Here is a 24,644-nt window from a genome sequence, read left to right on the forward strand (position 1 = left end):
GGAATATGGATCCCCGCCTGCGCGGGGATGACGAAGAACGCGATCAAGCGATGCCGAACGGCACTACGCGGTTGCCTTGCGTATGGCCGATCTCCGCGCGGCCGAGGTACGGCACGCCCAGATCCCGGCACCAGCGCCCGATCATATACTCCAGCGTCTCGCCCCATTCGGGTTCGTTGGGCTGGACCGCGGTGACGCCGCCCAATCGCACGCCGGCGATGCCCTTCAGCTGGGTCGCATGGCCCATGTGGAAGAGCAGCCGGTCGATATTGTACATCGGTTCCGACACCTCCTCGATCAGCAGAACGTGATCGGTGAGGTCGGGCAGATAGGGCGTGCCGATCAGCGCGCCGAGGATCGACAGGTTGAACGCCGCCGCCGGCCGCCCGTCGAGCCCCGGCTCCAGCCCCGTCCGGTCGCCGCGGGCGAGCCAGCCGAGCGAGCGGGCGATCGTCTGGTCGCCGTGCTGGCGGCGGATATCGCTCGCCATCGGGCCGTGCGCCGGACGGCCGATCCGCGCCGCGTAGAGCGCGCCGAGCAGGAAGCCCATGTCCGAATAGCCGAGGTAGCTCTTGTGGCGCGCCGCCGGCCCCAGCTGCGGCATCACCAGCGGCAGGATGCGGTTCGAGCCATAGCCGCCGCGCAGGAACCAGATCGCGTCGAAGCCGGGATCGTTGGCGAATTCGAGGAAGGCGGCGGCGCGGCGCGCATCGTCGCCGGCGAAATGGCCCGCGACCTCCCAGCATTGCGGGTGCACGACCAGCTCGACCTCGGGATAGGCGAGCGCGGCGAAGGCGAGGAACGGCGCCTCGGCATCCTTGTTGCCGATGCTGGCCGGCGCCACCACTCCAATCCTCATGTCCGACGCTCCGCTGGCCGCGCAGAGCCTTGCCCCTGCCGGGGCGCGTCGATAGCGCGTCCGGATGATCGACGGCAATCTTTCCGGCTCGCTCGCCAACCGGCGCTTCTTTCTCGTCGGGATCGGTGGATCGGGGATGCTGCCGCTCGCGACCATCCTCGCCGGGCGCGGCGCGGTGGTCGCCGGATCGGACCGCGGGCTCGACCAGGGGCGCGTGCCGGCGAAGTTCGATGCGCTGCGCGCGCGCGGCGTCGCGCTGTTTCCGCAGGACGGCAGCGGCATCACCGCGCCCGACCAGATCGTCGTCGCATCCGCAGCGGTCGAGGAGACGGTTGCCGACATCGTCGCGGCGAACCGGCTCGGCGCCGCGCGGGCGAGCCGGGCCGAGCTGCTGAGCGCGCTGTTCAACGCCGCCGACCTGCCGATCGGCGTCGCCGGCACCAGCGGCAAGTCGACGGTCACCGGCATGATCGGCTGGATCCTGCACGCCGCGGGGCGCGATCCGACGGTGATGAACGGCGCGGTGATGAAGAACTTCGCTGCGGCCGACGCACCCTTCGCCAGCGCGCTGGTCGGAGCGGGCGACGCCTTCGTCAGCGAGGTGGACGAGAGCGACGGGTCGATCGCGCGCTATCGGCCGCGGATCGCGGTGCTCAACAACGTCAGCCTGGATCACAAGGGGCTGGACGAATTGCGCGGGCTGTTCGCCGACTTCATCGCCAAGGCGGAGACGGCGATCGTCAACCTCGACAACGACGAGGCCGCCGCGCTCGCCGCCGCGCTGCCGCCGACGCATGTCGCGACCTTCGGCCTGGAACGCGACGCCGATTTCGCCGCGCACGGCATCGTCGAGGCGCCGTTCTCCGTCCGCTTCGACCTCGTCGCCGGCGGCGGGGCGGCGATGCCGGTGACGTTGCAGGTGCCGGGGCGCCACAACGTGTCCAACGCATTGGCGGCGATCGCGGCGGCGGTGGCGGCGGGTGTGCCGCTGGGCACCGCGGCGGCGGCGATCGGCGGCTTCACCGGCCTGAGGCGCCGGTTCGATCTGGTCGGCGAGGGTCGCGGTGTCGCGGTGATCGACGATTTCGGCCACAACCCCGACAAGATCGCCGCGACGCTCGACACGCTGCACGCCTTTCCCGGCCGGCTGCTGATCCTGTTCCAGCCGCACGGCTATGGCCCGCTGAAGGTGATGCGCCGCGAGCTGGTCGACAGCCTGGCGGAGCGGCTGGCGCCGGGCGACGTGCTGGTGCTGCCCGATCCCGTCTATTTCGGCGGCACGGTCGCCCGCGAGGTGACCAGCGGCGACATCGTCGACGACCTGCGCGGCCGGGGCTGCGACGCGCGCCATGTCGCGGACCGCGGCGCGGCGGCGGCGATGCTGGTCGCGGAAGCGGAGGCCGGCGATCGCATCGTCGTGATGGGGGCACGCGACGACACGTTGAGCCTGCTCGCCGCCGACATGCTGGCAACATTGCAGGCCGACCGCTAGTTTCCCCGGTCAGGAGGTATCCGGCGATGAACCCGTTCACCGAACACCCGTCCTCGGTCGGCGAGAGCTATGGCCAGCATTTCGGCGTCGCCAGCCGATTCGGGTTGCGCATGATCGGCGGCGGGGTCGCCGCGCTGATCCACGGCGTGCTGCCGTTCCTGTTCACCACCACCGGCAGCCGCACGATCGAGGCGCTGCACGGCGAGGTCGTCGCCAAGCGCGCCGACGAGATCCAGAAGCGGTCGATCGAGTTCATCATTTGATGGAAAGCTAGCTTGACGTAAAGCTTGCTTTCCATGTAAAGCTTCCTTCACATCGAGTCGAAGGAGGTTGCTGATGCGTTTCTCTCCCGCCCAGCGCCGCTACAACCAGCGGGTCCTGCTGCTCAGCGTCGTGTATGCGGCGCTGCTGTTCCTCGCCGTCTATCTCATCAGCCGCCACCTCGTCGCAGGGCCGCTCGCCTATGGCGTGGGCATGCTCCCCGCGCTCGCGGTGTCCGGGTTCTTCTGGCTGATGGGCCGCTATCTGATCGAGGAAAGCGACGAATATCTGCGCATGCTGCAGATCCGCCAGCTGCTGATCGCCACCGCCATCGCGCTCACCGCGGCGACGATCTGGGGCTTCCTCGAAGGGTTCGGGCTGGTCCGCCACGTCGTCGGCTACGCCTGGCCGGTCGTCTATTTCGCCGGCCTCGGCATCGGCGCGCTGGTCAACCGGATCATCGAGCGGAGGGCGGCATGAACAACCACCTGCGCGACCTTCGGGCGACGCGGGGCTGGAGCCAGCAGCATCTCGCCGAGCAGCTGGAGGTCAGCCGCCAGAGCGTCAACGCCATCGAGACGGGGCGCTACGACCCGTCGCTCCCCCTCGCCTTCCGCATCGCCGAAATGTTCGGCCTTGCCATCGAAGACGTGTTCGTCAGCCCGTCCAAGGAGAAATGACGTGATCCGCCATCTCGGTCTCCGTCTCGCCGCCTCCGCCCTGACCCTGGGCGTGGTGCTGCATCCCGCCGCCAGCCATGCCGCCGCGCCGGCACCCGTCACGCGGATGGCGCACATCTCCGTCACCGCGACCGGCAAGGGCACGCCGGTGATCCTGATCCCCGGCCTGTCCAGCCCGGGGGCGGTGTGGGACGGCGTGGTGCCGGACCTCGCGCGCAGCCACCGCGTCTATGTGGTGCAGGTCAACGGCTTCGGTGGCGATGCGCCGGGGGCGAACCTGTCGCCCGGCATCCTCGACGGCGTGGTCGCCGACCTTCATGCGCTGATCGGCAAGGACAGGATCGGCGGCGCCGCGATCGTCGGGCATTCGATGGGCGGGCTCGTCGCGCTGATGCTGGCCAAGGCGCATCCGGGCGATGCGGGCAAGCTGATGATCGTCGATTCGCTGCCGTTCATCGGCACGCTCTTCGCGCCGGCCGCCACCGTCGCGATGGTCGAGCCGCGCGCCAGGCAGATGCGCGATGCGCAGGTGGCGAGCTACGGCAAGCCGGCCGATGCCGCAGCGGCACGCGCGGTGGCCGACCGGCTGGCGCTGAAGCCCGCCTCGCGCGCTAAGGTGACGGCGTGGGCGGAGGCCGCCGACCCGCGCGTGTCGGGCCAGGCGATGTACGAGGACATGACCACCGACCTGCGCCCCGCCCTTAAGGGGATCGCGACGCCGATCACGCTCGTCTATCCCTGGAACGCCGCCGGGCCGGACAAGCCGCAGGCCGATGCGCTCTACACGGCGGCCTATGCCGACGCGCCGCACGTGACCTTCGTCGACATCGGCGATGCCGCGCATTTCGTGATGCTGGATCAACCCGACGCGTTCCGCACCGCCCTCACGACGTTCCTCGCGAAGTAGCGGCCGGGATGACGGATGTGGCGGGGCGCGGTACAGACGCCCGATGACAGCGCCCCGCCCCCGCCTCGCCTACCATCACACTGCCGGCACCAGCCCGACGATCGTCTTCCTGCCAGGCTATGCCTCCGACATGAACGGCAGCAAGGCGGTGGCGCTGGAGGCCTGGGCGGCGGCGCAGGGCCGCGCCTTCCTCCGCTTCGATTACGGCGGCTGCGGGCAGAGCGAGGGGGCGTTCGAGGAGCAGACGCTGGCCGGCTGGCGCGACGACGTGCTGGCGATGCTAGACCAGGTCGCGACCGGGCCGGTGGTGCTGGTCGGATCGTCGATGGGCGGGTGGCTGATGCTGCTGGTCGCCAAGGCGCGCGCCGGGCAGGTCGTCGGGCTGGTCGGGATCGCGCCCGCCCCCGACTTCACCGACTGGGGCTTCACCATGGACGAGAAGATGGCGATCCTGAACCAGGGTCGGCTGGAGCGCCCCAATCCCTACGGCCCCGAACCGACCGTCTATACCCGTGCCTTCTTCCAGTCGGGCGAGGCCAATCGGCTGATGTTCGGCACCATTCCGTTCGACGGGCCGGTGCGGATGGTACAAGGGATGGCCGATCCCGACGTGCCGTGGCACCGTACCGTGCGGCTGGGCGAGATGATCCGTTCAGCCGATGTGCAGACGCTGCTGGTCAAGGACGGCGAGCACCGCCTGTCGCGCGACACGGATATCGCGCTGGTCCTGCGAGCGGTGGAGGACGTGCTGGCCCGCTTATGATCCCGATCCTCGCCATGCTGCTGCAGGCCGCCGCGCCTGCGCCCGCCGCCAAGCCGGCCGACCCGCGCGAGGCGCGCTACGACCGCTGCGTGACGCTGGCGCGCGACGATCCGGCGGCGGCACGGGCGGAGGCGGTGCGCTGGGCGGCGAGCGGCGGCGCCTGGTTCGCGCGGCAATGCGCCGGGCTAGCCTATACGCAGGAACAGAATTTCGCCGGGGCGGCCGGCGAGTTCGAAGCTGCGGCCAAGGCGGCGGAACTCGCGCACGATCGGCGCGCCGCCATCTATTGGGCGCAGGCGGGCAATGCGCGGCTGGCGGCGAACGACGCGCCGCGGGCGCGCACCGCGCTCGACAGCGCGCTGGTCGCCGGCACGCTGGAGGGGCTGGCGCTCGGCGAGGCGCAGCTCGACCATGCGCGGGTGATGGTGGCGAGCGGCGACGATGCCGCGGCGCGGCGCGACATCGACCTGGCGCTCACCAACGCCGGCGACGATCCGCTCGCGTGGCTGCTGTCCGCCACGCTCGCCCGCCGCGACGGCGATATCCCGCGTGCGCGCAAGGATATCGGCGAGGCGCTGAAGCGCGCGGCGGACGATGCCTCCGTCCAGCTGGAGGCGGGCAACATCGCCGCGCTGGCCCGTGACGAGGCCGGCGCACGCGCGGCCTGGGCGGAAGCGGCGCGGCTCGCCCCCAATGCCCCCGCCGGCCGCAACGCACGCGCGGCGCTTGCGCAGTTCGGCGACAAGCCGGCGACGGTTCCGGCCGGACGCTGACGGACCGGGGGTTTCGGGCGACGCCGCAAAGATGATTCACGCGGAGGCGCGGAGGCGCGGAGGTGTCGTACCCCGCCGCGCCTGCAGCTTTTCAGCCTAAAGGGGTGGATGGTGGAGGTGCGCTGCCGCGCACGGATCACCTCCGCGCCTCCGCGTGAATCATCTTGGGCCAGGTGAGACGAAGGGAACTCGGGCTGGTGGCTTGCGCGTTGGGGGCGTAACGGCGTGCCGTCGCAACCCATGCAGGACCCCTTATGCACTATCTCCACACCATGATCCGCGTCACCGATCCCGACGCGACCATCCGATTCTTCGAGCTGCTGGGGCTGAAGGAAGTCCGGCGGATGGAGAATGAGAAGGGCCGCTTCACGCTGATCTTCCTCGCCGCAGACGAGGATATGAACGCGCCGGGCGAACGCGCCAAGGCGGAGGTGGAGCTGACCTACAATTGGGACCCGGAAGACTATGGCGGCGGCCGCAACTTCGGCCACCTCGCCTATCGCGTCGACAATATCTACGACACCTGCCAGCGGCTGATGGACGGCGGCGTGACGATCAACCGCCCGCCGCGCGACGGGCATATGGCCTTCGTCAAGACGCCGGACGGCATCTCGATCGAGCTGCTGCAGAACGGCGTGCTCGACCCCGCCGAGCCGTGGGCGTCGATGCCGAACACCGGAAGCTGGTGACATGACGCTGGAGATCGTCCGGGTACCCGTGCTCGCCGACAATTACGCCTGGCTGCTCCACGATCCCGCGTCGGGCGAGACGGTGGTGGTCGATCCCGGCGAGGCGGCACCGGTGCAGCAGGCCGCGGCCGAGCGCGGCTGGACGATCGGCCAGGTCTGGACGACCCACTGGCACCCCGATCACACCGGCGGCAATGCGACCCTGCGCGCCGCCGGTGCCCGCGTCACCGGGCCGGCGGCGGAGGCGGCGAAGATCCCGACGCTCGACGTGACGGTGCGGGAGGGCGACACGGTGCGCATCGGCGCCTGCGAGGCGCGGGTGATGGAAGTGCCGGGCCATACCGCCGGGCACATCGCCTTCCACCTCGCCGAGGCGGGCGCGATCTTCACCGGCGACACGCTGTTCGCGATGGGCTGCGGCCGCCTGTTCGAAGGGACGGCGGCGCAGATGTTCGCCAACATGCAGCGCTATGCCGCGCTGCCCGACGCCACCGATGTCTATTGCGGGCATGAATATACGCAGAGCAACGGCCGCTTCGCGCTGACCGCCGAGCCGGACAATGCGGCGCTGGCGGCGCGGATGACCGAGGTGGATGCCCTGCGTGCCGCGGGCGAACCGACGATCCCGACGCGCATCGGGCTGGAGCGCGCGACCAATCCGTTCCTGCGTGCCGGCGATGCCGAGGCGCTGGGCCGGCTGCGCGCCGCCAAGGATAGTTTCAGCGGCTGATCCGTTGTGCTGGTCGGATCGGAGGACGAGGACGATGATCGGACGGTCGTTGGTGATCGCGAGCGCCGCACTGCTGGCGGCGGGATGCACGCAGAGCCCGCAGCAACGGCTGGCCGCACAACAGGCGGATGCCGCGGCGGCCGATGCGCTGGGCAGGGAGCTGGCGGGGCTGACGCCGGGCCAGTCCTCCAGCTGCATGCCGCGGTTCCCCAGTGCGCAGGTCAAGGGCTATGGGCCGACCCTGGTCTACACCGTCAACCGCGGACTGAAGTATCGCACCGACACCGCGGGCGGATGCGAGCGGGTGGGCCGCGGCGACATCCTCATCACCCGCTCGCCGCAGAGCCAGCTGTGCCAGGGCGATATCGCGACCACCGTCGATTCGGCGTCGCGGACGTTCAGCGGCAGCTGCTCGTTCGGTCCATTCATCCGCTACACACGGGGCAAATGACGCCATGAAGACGCTCGCGCTCGCCGCCCTCGCCCTGCCGCTGCTCGCCGCCAAGGCCGATCCGCTCGCCGGCCGCGTCGCCGGCGCGCCGCAGAACTGCATCACTTTGTCGCCGACCAACGGCCCGTCGATCATCGATGCGCATACCATCCTCTATACCGAGGGCGCCGGGCGGCGGGTGTGGAAGACGGGGCCGGTCGGCGCCTGCCCGTCGCTGGAACCGCTCAACACGCTGATCGTCGAGGTCTATGGCGGGCAACTGTGCCGCAACGACCGGTTCCGGGTGCTGACGCCGGGGACGACCATTCCGTCGGCCTATTGCCGGTTCACCGAGTTCACGCCGTACACGCGGGTGAAACGCTGAAGGTCCCTCAAGCCGTCATTGCGAGCGCAGCGAAGCAATCCAGGGCGTCCTGATCCGGCTCTGGATTGCTTCGCTGCGCTCGCAATGACGGGTGGAGGTGATGTCATGTCGCTCCGACGTCTTGTCCTCCACCTCGTCCCGCCAGTACGTCCACCCCGCCACGCGCGCTATGGTTACAGCACGAAGCGGCTGAGATCCGTGTTGCGCGCGATGCCGGCGAGCTGCTTCTCGACGTAGGCGGCGTCCACCGTCACCGGATCGCTGCGATCCTCGGCATCGAAGCTCACCTCCTCCAGCAGCTTTTCCATCACCGTCTGCAGGCGGCGGGCGCCGATGTTCTCGACCTGGCCGTTCACCTCGGCGGCGATGCGGGCGATGGCGGCGATGCCGTCGTCGGTGAAGGTCACGTCGACGCCCTCGGTGGCGATCAGCGCCCGGTATTGCGCGGGCAGCGATGCCTTGGTGTCCGACAGGATGGCGATGAAATCCTCCTCGGTCAGGCCCTTCAGCTCGACGCGGATCGGCAGGCGGCCCTGCAATTCGGGCAGCAGGTCGGACGGCTTGGCGACGTGGAAGGCGCCGCTGGCGATGAAGAGGATATGGTCGGTCTTCATCGGGCCATATTTGGTCGAGACGGTGGTGCCCTCGATCAGCGGCAGCAGGTCGCGCTGCACGCCTTCGCGGCTGACCGAGCCGCCGCGCACGTCGCTGACCGCGATCTTGTCGATCTCGTCGAGGAAGACGATGCCGTTCGCCTCGGCATCGGCGAGCGCGGTGCGGCTCACCTCGTCCTGATCGAGGCGCTTGTCGGCCTCTTCCTCGACCAGCTTGTCCCAGGCGGCGCGGACGGTCAGCTTGCGGCGCTTCAACTGCTGGCCGCCGCCGAACGACTTCATCATCTCGCCGAGGTTTATCATCTGCGGGCCGGCGCCGGGCACCTCGAAGGGCATGGCGGGCGCCTGTTCCAGCTCGATCTCGATCTCGGTCTGGTCGAGGTGGCCGTCGGCGAAGCGCTGCTTGAAGCTTTCACGCGTCGCCTGGCTGCTGTCCTTGCCGACCAGGGCGTCGAGCAGGCGCTTCATCGCCGCCTCCTCCGCCTTGTCCTTCACGGCGAGGCGGCGGCGCTCCTTCTCCAGCCGGATCGCCTCCTCGACGAGGTCGCGGGCGATCTGTTCGACGTCGCGGCCGACATAGCCGACCTCGGTGAACTTGGTCGCCTCCACCTTGACGAAGGGGGCGTCGGCAAGCTTGGCCAGGCGGCGGCTGATCTCGGTCTTGCCGCAGCCGGTCGGCCCGATCATCAGGATGTTCTTGGGCGTCACCTCGTCGCGCAGGTCGGCGGAGAGCTGCTGGCGACGCCAGCGGTTGCGCAGCGCGACGGCGACCGCGCGCTTGGCGTCGCGCTGGCCGATGATGTGCGCGTCGAGCGCGGCGACGATCGTCTTGGGGGTAAGATTCTGGTTCATATTTCTCTCAAGCCCCTCCCCTTCAGGGGAGGGGTTGGGGGTGGGGAAGTCATCGAGGGCAAGGCTTGCGGACAGGCCCCACCCCAACCCCTCCCCTGAAGGGGAGGGGCTTTCGAGATCAGCTGACGCTGTCGAGCGTCTCGATGGTGGTGCGGTCGTTGGTGTAGACGCAGACTTCGGCGGCGATGGCCATCGCCTTGCGGCAGATCGCCTCCGCATCGCCTTCGTAATCGACCAGCGCGCGTGCGGCGGCGAGCGCGTAATTGCCGCCCGATCCGATCGCGGCGACGCCGTTCTCCGGCTCCAGCACGTCGCCGTTGCCGGTGAGGATCAGCGTCACCTCCTTGTCGGCGACGATCATCATCGCCTCCAGGTTGCGCAGGTATTTGTCGGTGCGCCAGTCCTTGGCGAGCTCGACGGCGGCACGCATCAGCTGGCCCTGATGCCGCTCCAGCTTCGCCTCCAGCCGCTCGAACAGGGTAAAGGCGTCGGCGGTCGCACCGGCGAACCCGCCGATCACCTGCCCTTCCGCGCCGAGGCGGCGGACTTTCCGCGCATTGGGCTTCATCACGGTCTGGCCCATCGAGACCTGGCCGTCGCCGATGACGACGACCTTGCCGTTGCGCCTGACCGACAGAATGGTGGTGCCATGCCAGACCGGCATGGAATGTGGATCGTTCCCGCTCATGCGCCGCGATGTAGGATCGCAGGCGGGAGGTGCAAAGGGTGCGCGTGATGCCGGAGTCCGATCCACTGCGTGGAAGCCTAACGCTCCACCCCCTTCGCCTTCCCCCAGGCGCGTGCGGCGGTGTAGCCGAGGTAGCCGGTGCCGAAGAGCGCGTAGAGCGGTTCGGGGATCGCGGACAGATAGGCGCCCACGCCGCGCGCCATGGCGGCAGCGGTCGCGGGGCTGATCGCGGCGACGAGGCTCATCGGGATCGACCACAGCAGCAGCGCGTACATGACATAGAGGAAGGCGGGCCGCGCGCGCGCGACCCACGGATCGCGGGGTTCGGTCATCCGATCCGCTCCGCCAGCCAGCCGTAGAGGAAGGCTTCGTTGGCCGGACGGCGTTCGGCGATGGCGAGGTAGCGTTCGCCCTGCAAGGCATCCACCGCCCTGGTCAGCACCGCCTCGCCCTCGCGCCCCCGGCGGGCGAGGAAGGCGTCGAGCGCGGCCAATGTGCGCGGGCCGATCGCCTGGTCGATGGCGAGGTCGGGATAATCGTTCGCGCCGCGGTTCAGTGCGTTGAGCGCGCGTTGCAGGAACCCGGCCGCGACGCCCGTCCCCATGTTGACCGCGGTGTCGAACAGTTCGGCGGCGAGGCGCGGCGCGCGGGCCGCGACGCGGTCCAGCCCGGGGCCGCGCCAATAGATCGCTTCATAGATCGCCGCCGCCACGCCGCGCGGCAGGTCGCGCATCCGCCCATGATAGCCGTTGGCGCGCGCCACCGCGGTGGTGATCCCCCAGCGTGTCGCGCCGCCGCGGTCGGCGGGATGGTCGACGTAGCCGCCCTCGCGGGCGATGACCTGGTCGATGAGCGTGGCGATGGTCATGGATCGTTCCCCCTGTGGTTGCGGCGGGGGACGGATCAGGGATTTTCCAAATAGGACAGCGGAATGTGCGCGCGGGGGATTGGGGTGCGCGGTCAGCGGGTTGCGGCGAGCGTGGTGGCGGAGAGGTCCATCGGCCCATTCCCCATTCCGTCGTTCCCGCACAGGCGGGCTCTCTGCGTAACATTGCCGTCTTGCCGGACTTGTTCCGGCATCCACTGCGCCGCATGCTCGCAGGCCGTTGACTATGCCGCACGGTGGCCCCCGGACCCAGTCCGGGGTGACGGAGGGGTTGAGGACGCCGCAGCGGCTTTCACAGGCGTCTTGCCGCCCGCACAGGTTCGCCCCGCCCTACAGGTCCAGCGCCCAGCCGTCGCGGCCCTTGGGGTCGAACGGCGCGGTCGGGACGTAGCGCGTGTCGCCGGCGCGCAGGCGCAGCACCGTCCAGTCGCCGCGGCGGTCGATCGCCTCCAGCGTGCAGCCGCAAGCGGCATAGGCGGCGACCACCGTCTCACGCTGCGTCTCCAGCAGGCCGGCGAGGACGATCGTCGCGCCCCGGTCCGCGATCGCGGCGAGTTCGGGCGCCATCGACACCAACGGCCCGGCGAGGATGTTGGCGATGACGAGGTCGAAGGGCGCTGCCGCGTCGATCTGCGGGTGGCGCGCGCCGTCGGCGACGAACAGCGCGACCGCGCCGGCGCCCCCATCTTCGCTGGCGCCCGCCGCGATCCCGTTGCTGCGCGCATTGTCGGCGCTGACCGCGACGGCGACCGGATCGATATCGGTCGCGACCACCGCCGCCTGCGGCCACAGCTCCACCGCGGCGAAGGCGAGCAGGCCCGTGCCGGTGCCGACGTCGATGACCTTGGCGAAGGACCGTCCGGCGCTCGCCAGCCCGTCGAGCATGGCGAGGCAGCCGCTGGTCGTGCCGTGATGACCGGTGCCGAACGCCTGGCCGGCATCGATCAGGAAGGCGCGGCCACCCGGCGGCGCGGCGACGGGATGCGCGCTGGTGTGGACGACGAAGCGGCCCTCGCGGATCGGTTCGAGGCCTGCCTGGCTCATCGCCACCCAATCCTCGTCGGTCAGTTCGGTGACGACGGGGTCGCAGGCGCTGGCGCTCGGCACCAAAGCGTGGATCGTCGCCAGCATCGCCGCATCGGGGCGATGCTCGACATAGGCGTCGAGCCGCCAGCGCTCGACATCGTCCTCCACCTCTTCCGTGGTCATCAGCACCGCGTCGATCGCGAGGTCGGAGGCGCTGTCGATCGCCTCCGCCTCGGCGCGGGTGCAGGGCAGGCTGATCTTCCAGCTGGTATCAGCGGACATAGCTCGCCCCGTTCACGTCGAGGACGGCGCCGGTCATCGAGGCGGGAGCCTCCAGCGCGCAGAAACGCGCGACCGCGGCGACCTCTTCGGGATCGGCGACCTTGCCGAGCGGAATGTCGGCGAGCAGCGTGTCGCCGCCGCGGCTGGCGAGATAGTCATCGGCCATGCCGGTCATGGTGAAGCCCGGGCAGATCGCGAAGGCGAGGATGCCCTCGCGCGCATAGCCGCGCGCGATCGTCTTGGTCATCGCGACCATGCCGGCCTTGGCGGCGGCATAATGCCAGTGCGCCGGGCTGTCGCCGCGATAGGCGGCGCGGCTGGCGACGTTGACGATGCGGCCGCCGGTCCCCCGGTGCTGCCAGTGGCGCACGGCGAGGCGGCAGAGTTCGGCGGCGGCGGTCAGGTTGACGCGCATCGTCCGGTCCCAGTCGGCGACCCAGTCGCCATGGTCGCGGTCGAGCGGATTGGCTTCGAACACGCCGGCATTGTTGACCAGCACGTCGATGGTGCCGCCCGCCTGTTCGAGCGCGGCGTCCCACAAGGCCTGCGGGGCGGCGGGATCGGCGAAGTCGGCGGCGATGCCGCTGCGCGTGCCGTGGCCGATGACGGTGGCGCCAGCGGCGGTGAGCGATTGCTGGATCGCCGCGCCGATACCGCGGCTCGACCCGGTGAGAAGAATGGTCATGGGGGGCGGCCTTACGCCGCGGCACGGGGATTGGGAATGGGCGTCGGGCGCGGGAGCGTGGGGCGTGGGTGCGCCCGCCCCCTACCCCACGCTCGCCGAGAAGCTGTCCGCCGACTGGCGCAGCTGACCCAGCCGGTCGCCAACGTCGCCGAAACCGGCACCCAGGCTGTCGATCTCCGACGCCACCGTCTCGGTATCCTCGCGGATCGCGGCGATGGTGTTGGACATGGAATCGGCCGCGAGCGCGGTTTCGTCGACGGCGGCGGTGATCGCGGTCACCGTCTGTGCCTGCGCCTCCATCGCCACGCGGATGCGGTCGGCGCTATCCTGCACCTCGGTGACGGTGGTGCGGATGCTGGCGTTGGTTTCCACCGTGGAGCGCGTCGCGGACTGAATGGCGGCGATCTTGGCGGCGATGTCGTCGGTGGCGCGCGCGGTCTGGTTGGCGAGGCTCTTCACCTCCTGCGCCACGACGGCGAAGCCGCGGCCGGCGTCCCCGGCGCGTGCCGCCTCGATCGTCGCGTTGAGGGCGAGCAGGTTGGTCTGGCCGGCGATGTCGCGGATCAGGCCGAGGATCGATTCGATCGACTTGGCATGATCGGACAGCAGGTGGCTCGCCCGCACCGCGTCGCCGGCATGTTCGCTCGCCCGGTGGGCGATACCCGCCGCGGCATCCACTTCGCCGCGCGCGTCCTCGATCGCGCGGATGAGGCCCGCCGCGGTCTGCGCCGCCTCGCGCATCGCCACCGCGGATTGCTCCGCCGCCGCCGCGACCTCGCTCGCCTTGCCCAGCACCTGTCGCGTGGAGGCGGAGGCAGCGCTCGCCTGCACGCGGATGCGGGCGCCCAGCGTCGCCGCGCCCTCGATCGAGCTGGCGATGCTTTCGCGGAACGCCGCCGATCGGGCGATCCGTTCCTGCCGCGCCTCCCCGGCGCGCAGCGCGTCGAGGTGGCCGGTCATCACGTCCGATTCGACCAGCGAGATTCGCTGCACCGCATCGCACAGGCGCAGCAGCCGGGTGGTGTCGCCGGTGCAATGCTGTTCGAGGATGCGCACGGTGTCGCTGTGCGAACGGGCGAGGATCGCCTGTAACGTCGGCAGCGGCACACCGGAGGCGACCGCCTGTTCGGCATGCCGGCGTGCGATCACCACCCAGGCCTCGTCGAAGGGGCTGCCGTATTTGACGCGCGCATAGTCCGCGCTCTCGCGGACCCGGCGGGCGAGCCGCTCGCCGGCCAGCAGGTGGCGGATCGGCTGCGCCGCGGGCAGCGCGAGATAATGGTCCCAGAACCGCCCGGCTATCGCGTCATAATCTTGGGGCTGGAGCAAGGCACAGATCTGACGGCAACCGTCCGCGATCGAACCGTCCCAGTCATATTCGCCGAGATGCTCGACGATGCTGCGTGGCGGAGTCGCCAAGCCCGTCGTCACGCCGCCCGGCGCCGTCCGCGTTGCCATGTCTGCATCCTCTCCGGCCTCACGCAGCGACCTTGGCGACGAATTCGCCGGCGCTGTTCTTGAGGGTGTTCAGGCGTCCGTCGAGCCGGTCGAAGCCGCGGCCGACGCCGTCGATCTCGGTCGCCACCGTCTCGGTATCCTCGCGGATCGCGGCGATGGTGTTGGACATGGAATCGGCCGCGAGCGCGGTTTCGTCGACGGCGGCGGTGATCGCGGTCACCGTCTGCGCCTGCGCCTCCATGGCGAAGCGGATGCGGTCGGCGCTTTCCTGCACCTCGGTGACGGTGGTGCGGATGCTGGCGTTGGTTTCCACCGTGGAGCGGGTCGCGGACTGGATGGAGGCGATCTTGGCGGCGATGTCGTCGGTGGCGCGCGCGGTCTGGTTGGCGAGGCTCTTCACCTCCTGCGCCACCACGGCGAAGCCGCGACCGGCGTCCCCGGCGCGTGCCGCCTCGATCGTCGCGTTGAGGGCGAGCAGGTTGGTCTGGCCGGCGATGTCGCGGATCAGGCCCAGGATCGATTCGATCGACTTGGCATGGTCCGACAGAGCCTCCGACATGCCGACCGCGTTGCTCGCCTGCACGCTGGCGCGGGCGGCGATCTCGGCCGCGGCCTCCACCTCAGTGCGGGCATCCTCGATCGCGCGGATCAGGCCGGCGGCGGTCTGTGCCGCCTCGCGCATCGCCACCGCGGACTGTTCCGCCGCGGCTGCGACCTCGCTCGCCTTGCCCAGCATGCCACGCGCCGAGCCCGAGCTGCGCACCGTCTGTTCGCGCAGCGCATGGCCCTCGTCGGTCGCCGTTTCCACCGCGGTTGCGATGCCTTCGCGGAATTCCGCCGCCAGCCGGTCGCGCGCGACGCGGGCATTGTAATCGGTGAAGCCGGCGAACAGCTCGACGGTGAGCTCCGTCTCCATGCCGAACAGGCGCATCAGCGCATCGATCATCACGGCCTGGCGGGGATCATCGCCCGGCATGCGCCGCATGACGACGTTGAGCGCGGCGCGGTCGCTGGCGCAGGACATGGCCAGCACCTCCATCGTCGACACGCCGGCGGCATAGGCCGCGGCGACCGAGCGTTCGAGCGATTCGACCCAGGCCTGCCCATCGAGGTGGCAGCACCGGTTGCGCAGATAGGTGACGCCGGCGGCGATGCGGCGTTCGGTTTCCAGCGGCGTCCATTCGGCGCTGCCGGGATTGGCCAGGCGCCAATGCGCCCAATAGGCCTCGACGATCTCCGCCGCATCGGGTTCGATGATCGCCCAGAGATCCCGCGCCCGTGCGAGCAGGGTGTTCTCACCACCGTCGAAGGCCGTGATGCGGCTCTTGAGGTCCACGGCGGCGGCGATGCTGGCCGGCGGGGGAAGGGCGATGTCGGACAAGGGGTTCTCCGGGACGGAAGACTGGCGTATCCACGCGGTCTAACCTCCAGTGGTTAATGGGGGGTTAGAGTCGCACCGGGCGGGCGCATGGGTTGCATCGCAGGACCGGCGGCCTAATAGGCAATCCATTCGTCTTGGCTTGAGGACCGTTCATGGCATCCCGCACTCCGCCGCGGCCGCGCAGCCCGCACCTGTTTTCGGGCTTCCTGAAGCTGCACTACAGCTGGGGGCCGCACATGCTGGTCTCCATCCTCCACCGCGCGACCGGATCGGGGATGGCGACGGTCGGCACCGCGCTGCTGGTCTGGTGGCTGGCGGCGATCGCCGGCGGTGCCGAAAGCTATGCGACGTTCCGCGACGTGTTCACCACCGATGCCGGCAACCTCAACATCCTGGGCTGGATCATCGGCGTCGGCATGACCTGGGCGTTCTTCACCCACATGCTGAACGGCGTGCGCCACCTGGTGATGGACGCCGGCGCCGCGTTCGAGCTGAAGCGCAACAAGACGTTCAGCCTCATCGTCATCATCGGCGGCGTCGTGCTGACCGCCGCCTTCTGGCTCTACCTGGGGATCAAGTAATGGGTTCGGGCACCAGCATCGGCCGCGTCCGCGGCCTCGGCAGCGCCAAGGAAGGCGCGCATCACTGGTGGCGCCAGCGCGTCACCGCCGGTTCCAACCTGTTGCTCATGCTGTGGTTCGTCTTCTCGATCCTGCGCATGCCGGCCTATGATTTCGCGGCGGTGCACAGCTGGCTGCGCAACGGCTGGGCGGCGATCCCGATGATCCTGCTCATCGTCTCGGTCTTCTACCACTTCCGCCTCGGGCTGCAGGTGGTGATCGAGGATTACCAGCATGACGAGCGCCGCGTCGCCGCCATCCTCCTCCTCAACTTCTTCACGGTCGCGACCGCCGCGATCGCCATCTTCGCGATCCTCAAGGTCGCCTTCGGAGCCGCCGCATAATGTCGGATGCCTACAAGATCATCGATCACACCTATGACGCCGTCGTCGTCGGCGCGGGCGGATCGGGGCTGCGCGCCGTGATGGAATGCGCGCAGAACGGCCTGAAGACCGCCTGCATCACCAAGGTGTTCCCGACGCGCAGCCACACCGTCGCGGCGCAGGGCGGCATCGCCGCATCCCTCGGCAACATGGGCCCCGATCACTGGACCTGGCACATGTTCGACACCGTCAAGGGATCGGACTGGCTGGGCGACCAGGACGCGATCGAATATATGGTGCGCGAGGCGCCGGCCGCGGTCTACGAGCTGGAACATGCCGGCATGCCGTTCAGCCGGACGGACGAAGGCCGCATCTACCAGCGCCCGTTCGGCGGCATGATGCAGAACATGGGCGAAGGCCCGCCGGCGCAGCGCACCTGCGCCGCCGCGGACCGCACCGGCCACGCCATGCTGCACACGCTCTACCAGCAGAGCTTGCGCTACGACGCCGACTTCTACGTCGAATATTTCGCGCTCGACCTCATCATGGAGAACGGCGTCTGCCGCGGCGTCGTCGCCCTGTGCATGGAAGACGGCAGCATCCACCGTTTCCGCAGCCACAACACGGTGCTGGCGACGGGCGGCTATGGCCGTTGCTATTTCTCGGCGACCTCGGCGCATACCTGCACCGGCGACGGCGGCGGCATGGTGCTGCGCGCTGGCCTGCCCTTGCAGGACATGGAGTTCGTCCAGTTCCACCCGACCGGCATCTACGGCGCGGGCGTGCTCATCACCGAGGGCGCGCGCGGTGAAGGCGGCTACCTGACCAATTCGGAGGGCGAGCGCTTCATGGAGCGCTATGCCCCGTCGGCCAAGGACCTCGCCAGCCGCGACGTCGTCAGCCGCTCGATGGCGATGGAGATGCGCGAAGGCCGCGGCGTCGGCAAGAACGGCGACCACATCTTCCTGCACCTCGACCATATCGATCCCAAGGTGCTGCACGAGCGCCTGCCGGGAATCACCGAGACGGGCAAGATCTTCGCCGGCGTAGACCTGACGCGCCAGCCGCTCCCCGTCACGCCGACCGTCCACTACAACATGGGCGGCATCCCGACCAACTTCCACGGCGAGGTCGTCCACCTGAAGGACGGCAACCCGGACACGGTCGTCCCCGGCCTGTTCGCGGTCGGCGAGGCGGCGTGCGTCAGCGTCCACGGCGCCAATCGCCTGGGCTCGAACTCGCTGATCGACCTCGTCGTGTTCGGCCGCGCGACCGGCAAGCGGATCGCCGAGATCACCAAGCCGAACACCGTGCACAATCCGCTGCCCAAGGGCTCCGAGGAGCTGTCGCTCACCCGCCTCGACCGCTTCCGCAACGCCGCCGGCGGCACGCCGACCGCGACGATCCGCGGCGAGATGCAGCGCACGATGCAGAAGCATTGCGCGGTGTTCCGCGACAATGCGCTCCTCACCGAGGGGCAGGCGCTGATGAAGGGCATCTATGCCAAGATGCAGGACGTGGCGATCGCCGACCGCAGCCTGATCTGGAACACCGACCTGATCGAGACGCTGGAGCTCGACAACCTCGTCGCCCAAGCGGTGGTGACGATCGATTCGGCGGCCAACCGCAAGGAATCGCGCGGCGCCCACGTCAACGAGGATCATCCCGATCGCGACGACGGCGAGTGGATGAAGCACACCATCACCACCTTCACCGGCTGGGGCGGCGTCGGCGGCGCGACCGCGATCGATTACCGCCCGGTGCACGACTATACGCTGACCGACGACGTGGACTACATCAAGCCGAAGAAGCGGGTGTATTGATCCGCTACGGGGGGGTAGCAGCGCGAGCCTTACCCCCCGCGACCCGTCATCCCCGCGCAGGCGGGGATCCATACTGGCTTCCGTCTGGGCTCTTAGCGGCCACGGCAGTGATTATGGATCCCCGCCTGCGCGGGGATGACGTGTATTTGAACGGGATACGTCACCCGGCCTTTTCCAGCGCATAGGCCTGCGTTCCCCGCGTCAACACGTCATCCCCCTCCACGATCGCCGCCACCGGAATATCCTCCTGCGCCTTCAACTGCTCATAGAGCGGCGCAAAATCCGTCTCCACCGTGATCCGCAACAAGTCCTCGAAGCTGGGGATGACGAAATAATTCTGCTGGAAATCGTCGATCCGGTATTCGGTGCGCATCACCCGCGCGATGTCGAAGCCGATGCGGTTGGGGCTGGGATCGTCGAGCGCGAAGCGGCTTTCGGCGAAGCTCGAGACGATGCCCGATCCGTAGATGCGCAGGCCCGCATCCTCGCGGATCAGCCCGAATTCCACCGTGTACCAGTAGAGCCGGCCGAGATACTTCAACGCATCGAGCCCAAGCGCCCGCTGTCCGCCGCGGCCATAGGCCTCCAGATAATCGGCGAACACCGGGTCGGCGAGCATCGGCACATGCCCGAAGACGTCGTGGAAGACGTCGGGTTCCTGAAGGTAGTCGAGCTGGTCGGGGCGGCGGATGAAATTGCCGGCGACGAAGCGGCGATTGGCCATATGGTCGAAGAACACGTCGTCCGGCACCAGCCCCGGCACCGCCACCACCTGCCACCCGGTCAGCTTCATCAGCCGTTCGGAGAGTTCGGCGAAATCGGGGATGCCGGGCTTCGACAGCTTGAGCACGTCGAGCCCGCGCAGATAGGCGTCGGAGGCGCGGCCGGGCAGCAGCTTGCTCTGCCGCTCGAACAGCGTGTCCCAGGTCGCATGCTCCTCCGCGGAATAATGCTGCCAGTCCTGGTCCACCGTCCAGTCGGCGGCGGCGCCGGCGGGAGGGGTATCGAAAGCGTGCGAGTCATCTGCCATGGTGACGGCCTAGCATAAGGTTTCGAATGTTACGACATAGCGCGCCAGTGATGATGCCGTTCCGCTGGCTGGGCCGGGCGGCGATGCTGCTGGTCCTGCTGCTCGCCGGTTATGCCGCCGCCGGGCTGGTCGGCGGCGCGATCCCCGCCAATGCGGGCTGGCGGCCGCCGGCGGAGGGGGTGCGCATCTATGTCGAATCGAACGGCGTGCACGTCGGGCTGGTCGTGCCCAAGGTGGCGGCCGGGGTGGATTGGCGCGGGGTGGCGCCGGGAGCGGACCTCGCCGACCCGCGTTATGCCGGCTATGACCATCTGGCGATCGGCTGGGGCGAACGCGCCTTCTACCTGGAAACGGCGACCTGGGCCGACGTCAAGCTGCGCACGATCCTGGCGGCGGCGCGCGGCAGCGATGCGACGCTGATGCACGTCGAGCACGTCCCTGCCCCGACCCCGTCGCGCGATGTGCGCAGCGTGCTGCTGCGGCCGGAGGAATATCGGCGCCTTGCCGCCGTCATCCGGGCGAGCTTCGCGGTGCGGCGCGAGACGTTCCGCGGCTATGACCGCAACGACGTCTTCTACGCGGCGCGCGGCCGGTACAGCGCCGGGCGGACCTGCAATGCCTGGGCCGGCGACGCGCTGCGCCAGGCCGGCGTGCGCGTCGGGCGCTGGACGCCGTTTCCGGTGACGGTGCTGGGATGGTTCTGAGCCGGTTGCAGACCGGGCTGGCGCGCTGGCGCAGCGAGCCGCCGCCGCATGCCCGGTTCGGCACCGCCTTCCTGGCGCCGCCGCCCCCGCCCAAGGTGCTGGCGGCGAGCGAGGTGCCGCGCGTCGCGTGGATGCTGGCGACGCGCTGGCGCCATGCCGCAGCGCTCGCGGCGGTGCCGGCGGGCCGCGGCGGCGCGGTGATGGTGCTGCCGGGCCTGTTCGACGCCGACGGATCGAGCCTGGTGCTGCGCCGCTTCCTGCGGCGGCTGGGCTATCGGGCCGAAGGTTGGGGCCTGGGCCGCAATCTCGGCGTCAAGAGCGTCGGCGTGGAGGCGGAGCGGCTGATCGCGCGAGTGGCGGCGCTGCATGCCGAGGCGGGGCCGGTGACGCTGGTCGGGATCAGCCTGGGCGGGATCATGGCGCGGCTGGTGGCGCATCGCCGGCCCGACCTGGTTGCGCGGGTGGTGACGGTCAGTTCGCCCTATGCCGGCGGCGGCCGCGCGACCAACGTCTGGCGCGCGTTCGAATGGGCGACCGGCGAGCGCGTCGACGATCCGGCGGTGATCGCGCGCAGCGAGGCGATCGCCGCGCCGCTGCCCGTGCCCTGCACCGCGATCTGGAGCCCGCGCGACGGCTTCGTCAACGGCTTCATCTGCCGCGATCCCAGCGCCGAGGCGGTGGAGGTGACCAGCGGGCATCTGGGCGTGCACATCCATCCCGAAGTGCTGATCGCCATCGCCGGCGCGCTGGCGGGGGATGCGGTGGCGCAGGACCGGTAGGGGGGCTCGCTCTCATTCCGCCAGCCCCTCGCTCACTCCGTCATCCCCGCGCAGGCGGGGATCCATAATCACGACGGCTGGTGAGCCTCAGCGGCACTTGCGACTATGGATCCCCGCCTTCGCGGGGATGACGGAAAACAACGGGTTTGACGGATCGGGCGAGCGCTCAATACCCCGCGCGGTAGCCCGAGTAGCGGCAGGCGTCCTGATCGTCGGGATGCTTGCGGCAGCGTTCCGCCGCCTTCTTGCGCTCGCGGCCTTCCTTGGCCTCCTGCTTGCGCATCTTGCGGCCATAGTTGCGATCGGCCTCTTCCTGGCTCGTCGTCGTCCAGTCGACCGCCTTGCCGGCGACCTGGAACGGGGCCTTCACGATCGATGTGGCGGTGCTGATGCAACCGCCGGTGGCGAGGATGACGGGCAGGAGCAGGATGGAGGCGCTACGCATTTAAGGATGATCCCTGGGGCCGTGGAGGGTCTCCACGCCGACTAACGGATAGTCGGTGAAGAATCCGTCGACTCCAAGGCCGAGGGCGGACCGGATTTCGCCCGCCAGGTCGCCATGGGCAGCGGGATCGTCTCCCCGGCGGAAGCGGCCGGGCAGGAAGCTGTTTTCCGCGCGATAGGTCCAGGGGTGGACGCGCAGGCCGGCGGCATGCGCGTCGGCGACCAGCGTCGTCGGCGCATCCCCGCGCCACAGCTGCGCCTTGTCCGGGCCGATGCCATAGGCATAGGTCGCCACCTGTCGCAGCCCCGCCGGCGTCAGCATCGCCGCATAGGACGGCGCGGCGCCATCCGCCGGCGCCCCCTCCCCCGCCACCAGCTGGATCAGCCGCACCTTGGTCAGCGCGTGGATGCGCTGCAGGTTCGCCACCTCGAACGACTGGATGAACACCGGCGCATCGGCGCTGTCCCATCCGGCCCGCCGCAGCTCGGCGACGAGTCGCGCGTCGGTCGGGTGACCGATGCCGGCGAAATAGGTCGGGTGCTTGGTTTCGGGGTAGATGCCGATCGTCCGCCCGGTCTGCTGCGAGCGGCGCTTGGCGAGCGCGATGATCTCGGCGAGCGTCGGGATGTCGAAGCGGCCGTCATAGGCGGCGTTGCCGGCGCGCAAGCGGGGCAGCCGCTCGCGGGCACGCAGCGTCTTCAATTCGGCGAGCGTGAAATCCTCGACGAACCAGCCGGTGATCGTGTGGCCGTCGATCGTCCGGGTGGTGCGGCGATCGGCGAATTCCGGATGCGCGGCGACGTCGGTCGTCTCGTCGATCGCATTCTCGTGCCTGGCGACCAATACGTCGTCCTTCGTCGGCACCAGATCCGGCTCGATGAAGTCCGCGCCCTGGTCGATCGCGAGATCGTAGGCGGCCAGCGTGTGTTCGGGGCGCGAACCGCTCGCGCCGCGATGGGCGATGACGATCGGCGGCGACGACAGGGGTTGGGCGGTCATGGCACGATCCTGCGCGATTGCGGGGGCGGGCGCCAGAGCCAGGCAAAGGACGACGAGCAGCGGCGGCATGGCCGACGCGCTACGCCGCCGATGCTACATCCCTGTGGCTATTCAACTCTGTGGCTATTCGTGCCGCAGGGCGTCGATCGGATTGAGTGCCGCCGCCCGCCGTGCCGGGAAATAGCCGAACACCACGCCGATCAGCGCCGATATCCCGAAGGCGATCAGGTTGATCTCCGGCACGAACAGGAACGGCAGGCCGCCCCATAGGGACAACGCGCCGATCGCCAGCTGCGCCACCAGCAGGCCGATGACGCCGCCGAGCATCGACAGCGCGATCGCCTCCACCAGAAACTGGGTCAGCACCTCGCGCGCGACGGCGCCGATGGCCAGGCGGATGCCGATCTCTCGCGTCCGCTCGGTCACCGATACCAGCATGATGTTCATGATGCCGATGCCGCCGACGACCAGGCTGATCCCCGCCACCGCGGTGACGATCCGCGTCAAGAGCGTCGTCGTGCTGGAGAGCGTGTCGCTGATCTGCTTGGTGTCGAAGATGAAGAAATTGTCGTCCTGCCCCGGTTGCAGGTGCCTCAGCTCACGCATCAGTCCGGTCAGCGCGGCCTGCACCTGTGTCGTGTCATAGGCCTGGTCGACGCCGACCAGGATCGCCGACAGCTTGTTGTCGCCGGTCAGGCGGCGCTGCACCGTCTTCATCGGCATCAGCACCACATCGTCCTGATCGCCGCCGAAGCCCGCCTGCCCGCGCACGCTGAGCGTGCCGATCACCATGCACGAGATGTCGGCGACGCGGATCCGCTGGCCGACGGCGGTGCCGCCGTTGGGGAACAGGTTCTTCACCACGGTATTGCCGAGGATGCAGACCGCCTTGCCCGCCTGTTCCTCGTCCGACGAGAAATCGCGGCCTGCGGTCAGCGGCCATGCCTGGACGGTGAAATAGGCGTTGGTGGTGCCGTAGACGCTCGTCGACCAGTTGGCGCCGGCATAGATCGCGGTCGCGCTGCGCTGCACCGCCGGTGCGACGGCGGTGACGCCGGTGATCTGCTGGCGGATCGGCCGCAGGTAATCGTCGGTCAGCGGCGGCGGCGGCGGCCCGCCACCCCCGCGCCCGAAGCCCTGGCCGGGGCGGATCTGCAGGATGTTGGTGCCGAGCGACGAGATGCTCTTCTGCACCTGCGCCGTCGTCGCCTTGCCCAGCGTCACCATGGTGACCACGGCGGCGACGCCGATAATGATGCCGAGCGTCGTCAGGAACGAGCGCAGCAGGTGCCGGCGGATCGAGCGCAGCGCGAGAACGAGCGTGGTGCCGAGCATCAGTCGAGCGCCGGAACCACGCCGGGGCGATGGTTCGCCTCGATCCGTTCGACCAGCCCGTCCTTGAAGTGGATGACGGTGCGGGCGAAGGCGGCCATGTCGGGTTCGTGGGTGACCATCAGCACGGTGATGCCGCTGGTGCGGTTGAGATCGGTCAGCAATTCCATGATCTCCACCGACCGTTCCGAATCGAGGTTGCCGGTCGGCTCGTCGGCGAGCAGCACGTCGGGCTGGGTGACGATCGCGCGGGCGATGGCGACGCGCTGCTGCTGGCCGCCGGACAGTTCGGCCGGCGTATGGTCCCACCAGCGGTCGAGCCCGACCTTTTCCAGCGCCGCCATCGCGGTGTCGCGCCGCGCGCGCTTCTCGTCGCCGCGATAGAGCAACGGCAGCTCGACATTCTCCAGCGCGCTGGTGCGGCTCAAGAGGTTGAAGCCCTGGAACACGAAGCCGAGGTACTTGCGCCGCAGCAGCGCGCGCTGGTCGCGATCGAGCGCCTCGACATGCACGCCGCGGAACAGGAAGGCGCCGCCGCTCGGCACGTCGAGGCAGCCGAGGATGTTCATCGTCGTCGACTTGCCCGACCCCGACGGCCCCATGACCGCGACGAAATCGCCGCCGGCGATGTCGAGGTCGACACCCTTCAGCGCCTGGAACTGCGTCGCCCCGGCGCCGTACACCTTGGTGACGTTGCGCAGCGAGATGAGGGGGTCGGTCATGCCCTTCCCTCCCCCGTCACCGCGGG

30 protein-coding genes are annotated in these 24,644 nt (G+C 69.5%); 16 read left to right on the forward strand and 14 right to left on the reverse strand.

From position 1 onward, the window contains the following. Positions 1-43 precede the first annotated feature (43 nt). On the reverse strand, positions 44-859 hold the full coding sequence (locus tag ACTZQ5_RS04655; RefSeq protein ID WP_443583990.1) for an LD-carboxypeptidase: 816 nt from the start codon (positions 857-859) through the stop codon (positions 44-46). A gap of 64 nt (positions 860-923) precedes the next feature. On the opposite strand from ACTZQ5_RS04655, the gene ACTZQ5_RS04660 reads away from it, so the two are divergent. From ACTZQ5_RS04660 to ACTZQ5_RS04710, 11 genes are all read left to right on the forward strand, one after another. Further along, complete coding sequence (locus ACTZQ5_RS04660; RefSeq protein WP_443583991.1) at positions 924-2,351, forward strand: Mur ligase family protein; 1,428 nt, start codon at positions 924-926, stop codon at positions 2,349-2,351. Between the two features lie 26 nt (positions 2,352-2,377). Next, positions 2,378-2,614 carry a DUF6356 family protein gene (locus ACTZQ5_RS04665; protein ID WP_443583992.1) on the forward strand — a complete coding sequence of 79 codons (237 nt, stop codon included), beginning with the start codon at positions 2,378-2,380 and terminating at the stop codon, positions 2,612-2,614. A 73-nt stretch (positions 2,615-2,687) separates the two neighbouring features. Further along, positions 2,688-3,092: a hypothetical protein gene (locus ACTZQ5_RS04670; protein WP_443583993.1), complete on the forward strand. Its 405-nt coding sequence runs from the start codon at positions 2,688-2,690 to the stop codon at positions 3,090-3,092. After that, positions 3,089-3,292, forward strand: coding sequence for a helix-turn-helix transcriptional regulator (locus tag ACTZQ5_RS04675; RefSeq protein ID WP_443583994.1), 204 nt, complete (start codon positions 3,089-3,091; stop codon positions 3,290-3,292). Before ACTZQ5_RS04670 ends, ACTZQ5_RS04675 begins: the two co-directional genes overlap by 4 nt. A gap of 1 nt (position 3,293) precedes the next feature. Then, positions 3,294-4,199 carry an alpha/beta fold hydrolase gene (locus ACTZQ5_RS04680; RefSeq protein WP_443583995.1) on the forward strand — a complete coding sequence of 302 codons (906 nt, stop codon included), beginning with the start codon at positions 3,294-3,296 and terminating at the stop codon, positions 4,197-4,199. A gap of 43 nt (positions 4,200-4,242) precedes the next feature. Beyond that, positions 4,243-4,962: an alpha/beta hydrolase gene (locus ACTZQ5_RS04685; protein ID WP_443583996.1), complete on the forward strand. Its 720-nt coding sequence runs from the start codon at positions 4,243-4,245 to the stop codon at positions 4,960-4,962. Then, a complete protein-coding gene (locus ACTZQ5_RS04690) occupies positions 4,959-5,735 on the forward strand; it encodes a tetratricopeptide repeat protein (RefSeq protein WP_443583997.1) in 777 nt (258 codons plus the stop codon). The genes ACTZQ5_RS04685 and ACTZQ5_RS04690 overlap by 4 nt, the downstream gene beginning before the upstream one ends. Positions 5,736-5,989: 254 nt before the next feature. Then, positions 5,990-6,424: a VOC family protein gene (locus ACTZQ5_RS04695; protein WP_443583998.1), complete on the forward strand. Its 435-nt coding sequence runs from the start codon at positions 5,990-5,992 to the stop codon at positions 6,422-6,424. Between the two features lies 1 nt (position 6,425). Next, a complete protein-coding gene (gene gloB, locus ACTZQ5_RS04700; protein ID WP_443583999.1) occupies positions 6,426-7,154 on the forward strand; it encodes a hydroxyacylglutathione hydrolase in 729 nt (242 codons plus the stop codon). A gap of 34 nt (positions 7,155-7,188) precedes the next feature. After that, the gene (locus ACTZQ5_RS04705; RefSeq protein WP_443584000.1) at positions 7,189-7,605 is read left to right on the forward strand and encodes a hypothetical protein; all 417 of its coding nucleotides are present in this window, start codon (positions 7,189-7,191) and stop codon (positions 7,603-7,605) included. Positions 7,606-7,609: 4 nt separating this feature from the next. Further along, on the forward strand, positions 7,610-7,969 hold the full coding sequence (locus ACTZQ5_RS04710; RefSeq protein WP_443584001.1) for a hypothetical protein: 360 nt from the start codon (positions 7,610-7,612) through the stop codon (positions 7,967-7,969). 173 nt (positions 7,970-8,142) lie between these two features. Here the strand turns inward: ACTZQ5_RS04710 and hslU are convergent, their stop codons facing one another. The 8 genes from hslU to ACTZQ5_RS04750 all read right to left on the reverse strand — a co-directional run bounded on the left by hslU (position 8,143) and on the right by ACTZQ5_RS04750 (position 15,841). After that, the gene (gene hslU / locus ACTZQ5_RS04715; RefSeq protein WP_443584002.1) at positions 8,143-9,435 is read right to left on the reverse strand and encodes an ATP-dependent protease ATPase subunit HslU; all 1,293 of its coding nucleotides are present in this window, start codon (positions 9,433-9,435) and stop codon (positions 8,143-8,145) included. Positions 9,436-9,553: 118 nt separating this feature from the next. Next, complete coding sequence (gene hslV, locus ACTZQ5_RS04720; RefSeq protein WP_443584003.1) at positions 9,554-10,099, reverse strand: ATP-dependent protease subunit HslV; 546 nt, start codon at positions 10,097-10,099, stop codon at positions 9,554-9,556. A 101-nt stretch (positions 10,100-10,200) separates the two neighbouring features. Then, positions 10,201-10,455, reverse strand: a complete 255-nt coding sequence (locus ACTZQ5_RS04725; protein WP_443584004.1) for a 3TM-type holin — start codon at positions 10,453-10,455, stop codon at positions 10,201-10,203. After that, complete coding sequence (locus ACTZQ5_RS04730; protein WP_443584005.1) at positions 10,452-10,991, reverse strand: glycoside hydrolase family 108 protein; 540 nt, start codon at positions 10,989-10,991, stop codon at positions 10,452-10,454. Before ACTZQ5_RS04730 ends, ACTZQ5_RS04725 begins: the two co-directional genes overlap by 4 nt. A gap of 348 nt (positions 10,992-11,339) precedes the next feature. Further along, entirely contained in the window at positions 11,340-12,317 is a 978-nt protein-coding gene (locus ACTZQ5_RS04735) for a 50S ribosomal protein L11 methyltransferase (RefSeq protein ID WP_443584006.1), read from the reverse strand. Continuing rightward, the gene (locus ACTZQ5_RS04740) at positions 12,307-13,002 is read right to left on the reverse strand and encodes an SDR family NAD(P)-dependent oxidoreductase (protein ID WP_443584007.1); all 696 of its coding nucleotides are present in this window, start codon (positions 13,000-13,002) and stop codon (positions 12,307-12,309) included. The genes ACTZQ5_RS04735 and ACTZQ5_RS04740 overlap by 11 nt, the downstream gene beginning before the upstream one ends. Before the next feature lie 81 nt (positions 13,003-13,083). After that, positions 13,084-14,460 carry a methyl-accepting chemotaxis protein gene (locus ACTZQ5_RS04745; protein ID WP_443584008.1) on the reverse strand — a complete coding sequence of 459 codons (1,377 nt, stop codon included), beginning with the start codon at positions 14,458-14,460 and terminating at the stop codon, positions 13,084-13,086. Positions 14,461-14,479: 19 nt separating this feature from the next. Beyond that, positions 14,480-15,841, reverse strand: coding sequence for a methyl-accepting chemotaxis protein (locus ACTZQ5_RS04750; RefSeq protein ID WP_443584009.1), 1,362 nt, complete (start codon positions 15,839-15,841; stop codon positions 14,480-14,482). A gap of 152 nt (positions 15,842-15,993) precedes the next feature. On the opposite strand from ACTZQ5_RS04750, the gene sdhC reads away from it, so the two are divergent. The 3 genes from sdhC to sdhA are packed head-to-tail and all read left to right on the forward strand — an operon-like array spanning position 15,994 to position 18,607. Then, a complete protein-coding gene (gene sdhC / locus ACTZQ5_RS04755) occupies positions 15,994-16,422 on the forward strand; it encodes a succinate dehydrogenase, cytochrome b556 subunit (protein ID WP_443584010.1) in 429 nt (142 codons plus the stop codon). Further along, entirely contained in the window at positions 16,422-16,805 is a 384-nt protein-coding gene (gene sdhD, locus ACTZQ5_RS04760) for a succinate dehydrogenase, hydrophobic membrane anchor protein (protein ID WP_443584011.1), read from the forward strand. Before sdhC ends, sdhD begins: the two co-directional genes overlap by 1 nt. After that, complete coding sequence (gene sdhA, locus ACTZQ5_RS04765; RefSeq protein ID WP_443584012.1) at positions 16,805-18,607, forward strand: succinate dehydrogenase flavoprotein subunit; 1,803 nt, start codon at positions 16,805-16,807, stop codon at positions 18,605-18,607. Before sdhD ends, sdhA begins: the two co-directional genes overlap by 1 nt. Positions 18,608-18,767: 160 nt before the next feature. Here the strand turns inward: sdhA and phhA are convergent, their stop codons facing one another. Further along, positions 18,768-19,637, reverse strand: a complete 870-nt coding sequence (phhA, locus tag ACTZQ5_RS04770; RefSeq protein WP_443584013.1) for a phenylalanine 4-monooxygenase — start codon at positions 19,635-19,637, stop codon at positions 18,768-18,770. Positions 19,638-19,687: 50 nt separating this feature from the next. On the opposite strand from phhA, the gene ACTZQ5_RS04775 reads away from it, so the two are divergent. Both ACTZQ5_RS04775 and ACTZQ5_RS04780 read left to right on the forward strand, forming a co-directional pair. Next, positions 19,688-20,341 (forward strand): TIGR02117 family protein, encoded by a 654-nt coding sequence (locus ACTZQ5_RS04775; RefSeq protein WP_443584014.1) that lies wholly within the window; start codon positions 19,688-19,690, stop codon positions 20,339-20,341. After that, entirely contained in the window at positions 20,332-21,120 is a 789-nt protein-coding gene (locus ACTZQ5_RS04780) for an alpha/beta fold hydrolase (RefSeq protein ID WP_443584015.1), read from the forward strand. Before ACTZQ5_RS04775 ends, ACTZQ5_RS04780 begins: the two co-directional genes overlap by 10 nt. A 166-nt stretch (positions 21,121-21,286) precedes the next feature. Here ACTZQ5_RS04780 and ACTZQ5_RS04785 read toward each other — a convergent pair whose 3' ends face one another. The 4 genes from ACTZQ5_RS04785 to ACTZQ5_RS04800 form a co-directional block, all read right to left on the reverse strand. Then, a complete protein-coding gene (locus tag ACTZQ5_RS04785) occupies positions 21,287-21,565 on the reverse strand; it encodes a hypothetical protein (RefSeq protein WP_443584016.1) in 279 nt (92 codons plus the stop codon). Then, positions 21,566-22,564, reverse strand: a complete 999-nt coding sequence (locus tag ACTZQ5_RS04790) for a glycerophosphodiester phosphodiesterase (protein ID WP_443584017.1) — start codon at positions 22,562-22,564, stop codon at positions 21,566-21,568. A gap of 123 nt (positions 22,565-22,687) precedes the next feature. Beyond that, positions 22,688-23,899, reverse strand: a complete 1,212-nt coding sequence (locus ACTZQ5_RS04795; RefSeq protein ID WP_443584018.1) for an ABC transporter permease — start codon at positions 23,897-23,899, stop codon at positions 22,688-22,690. After that, positions 23,899-24,618, reverse strand: a complete 720-nt coding sequence (locus ACTZQ5_RS04800) for an ABC transporter ATP-binding protein (RefSeq protein ID WP_443584019.1) — start codon at positions 24,616-24,618, stop codon at positions 23,899-23,901. Before ACTZQ5_RS04800 ends, ACTZQ5_RS04795 begins: the two co-directional genes overlap by 1 nt. Positions 24,619-24,644 lie beyond the last annotated feature (26 nt).

The sequence above is a fragment of the Sphingomonas cellulosilytica genome (genome assembly GCF_052321755.1).
Taxonomy (GTDB): domain Bacteria; phylum Pseudomonadota; class Alphaproteobacteria; order Sphingomonadales; family Sphingomonadaceae; genus Sphingomonas.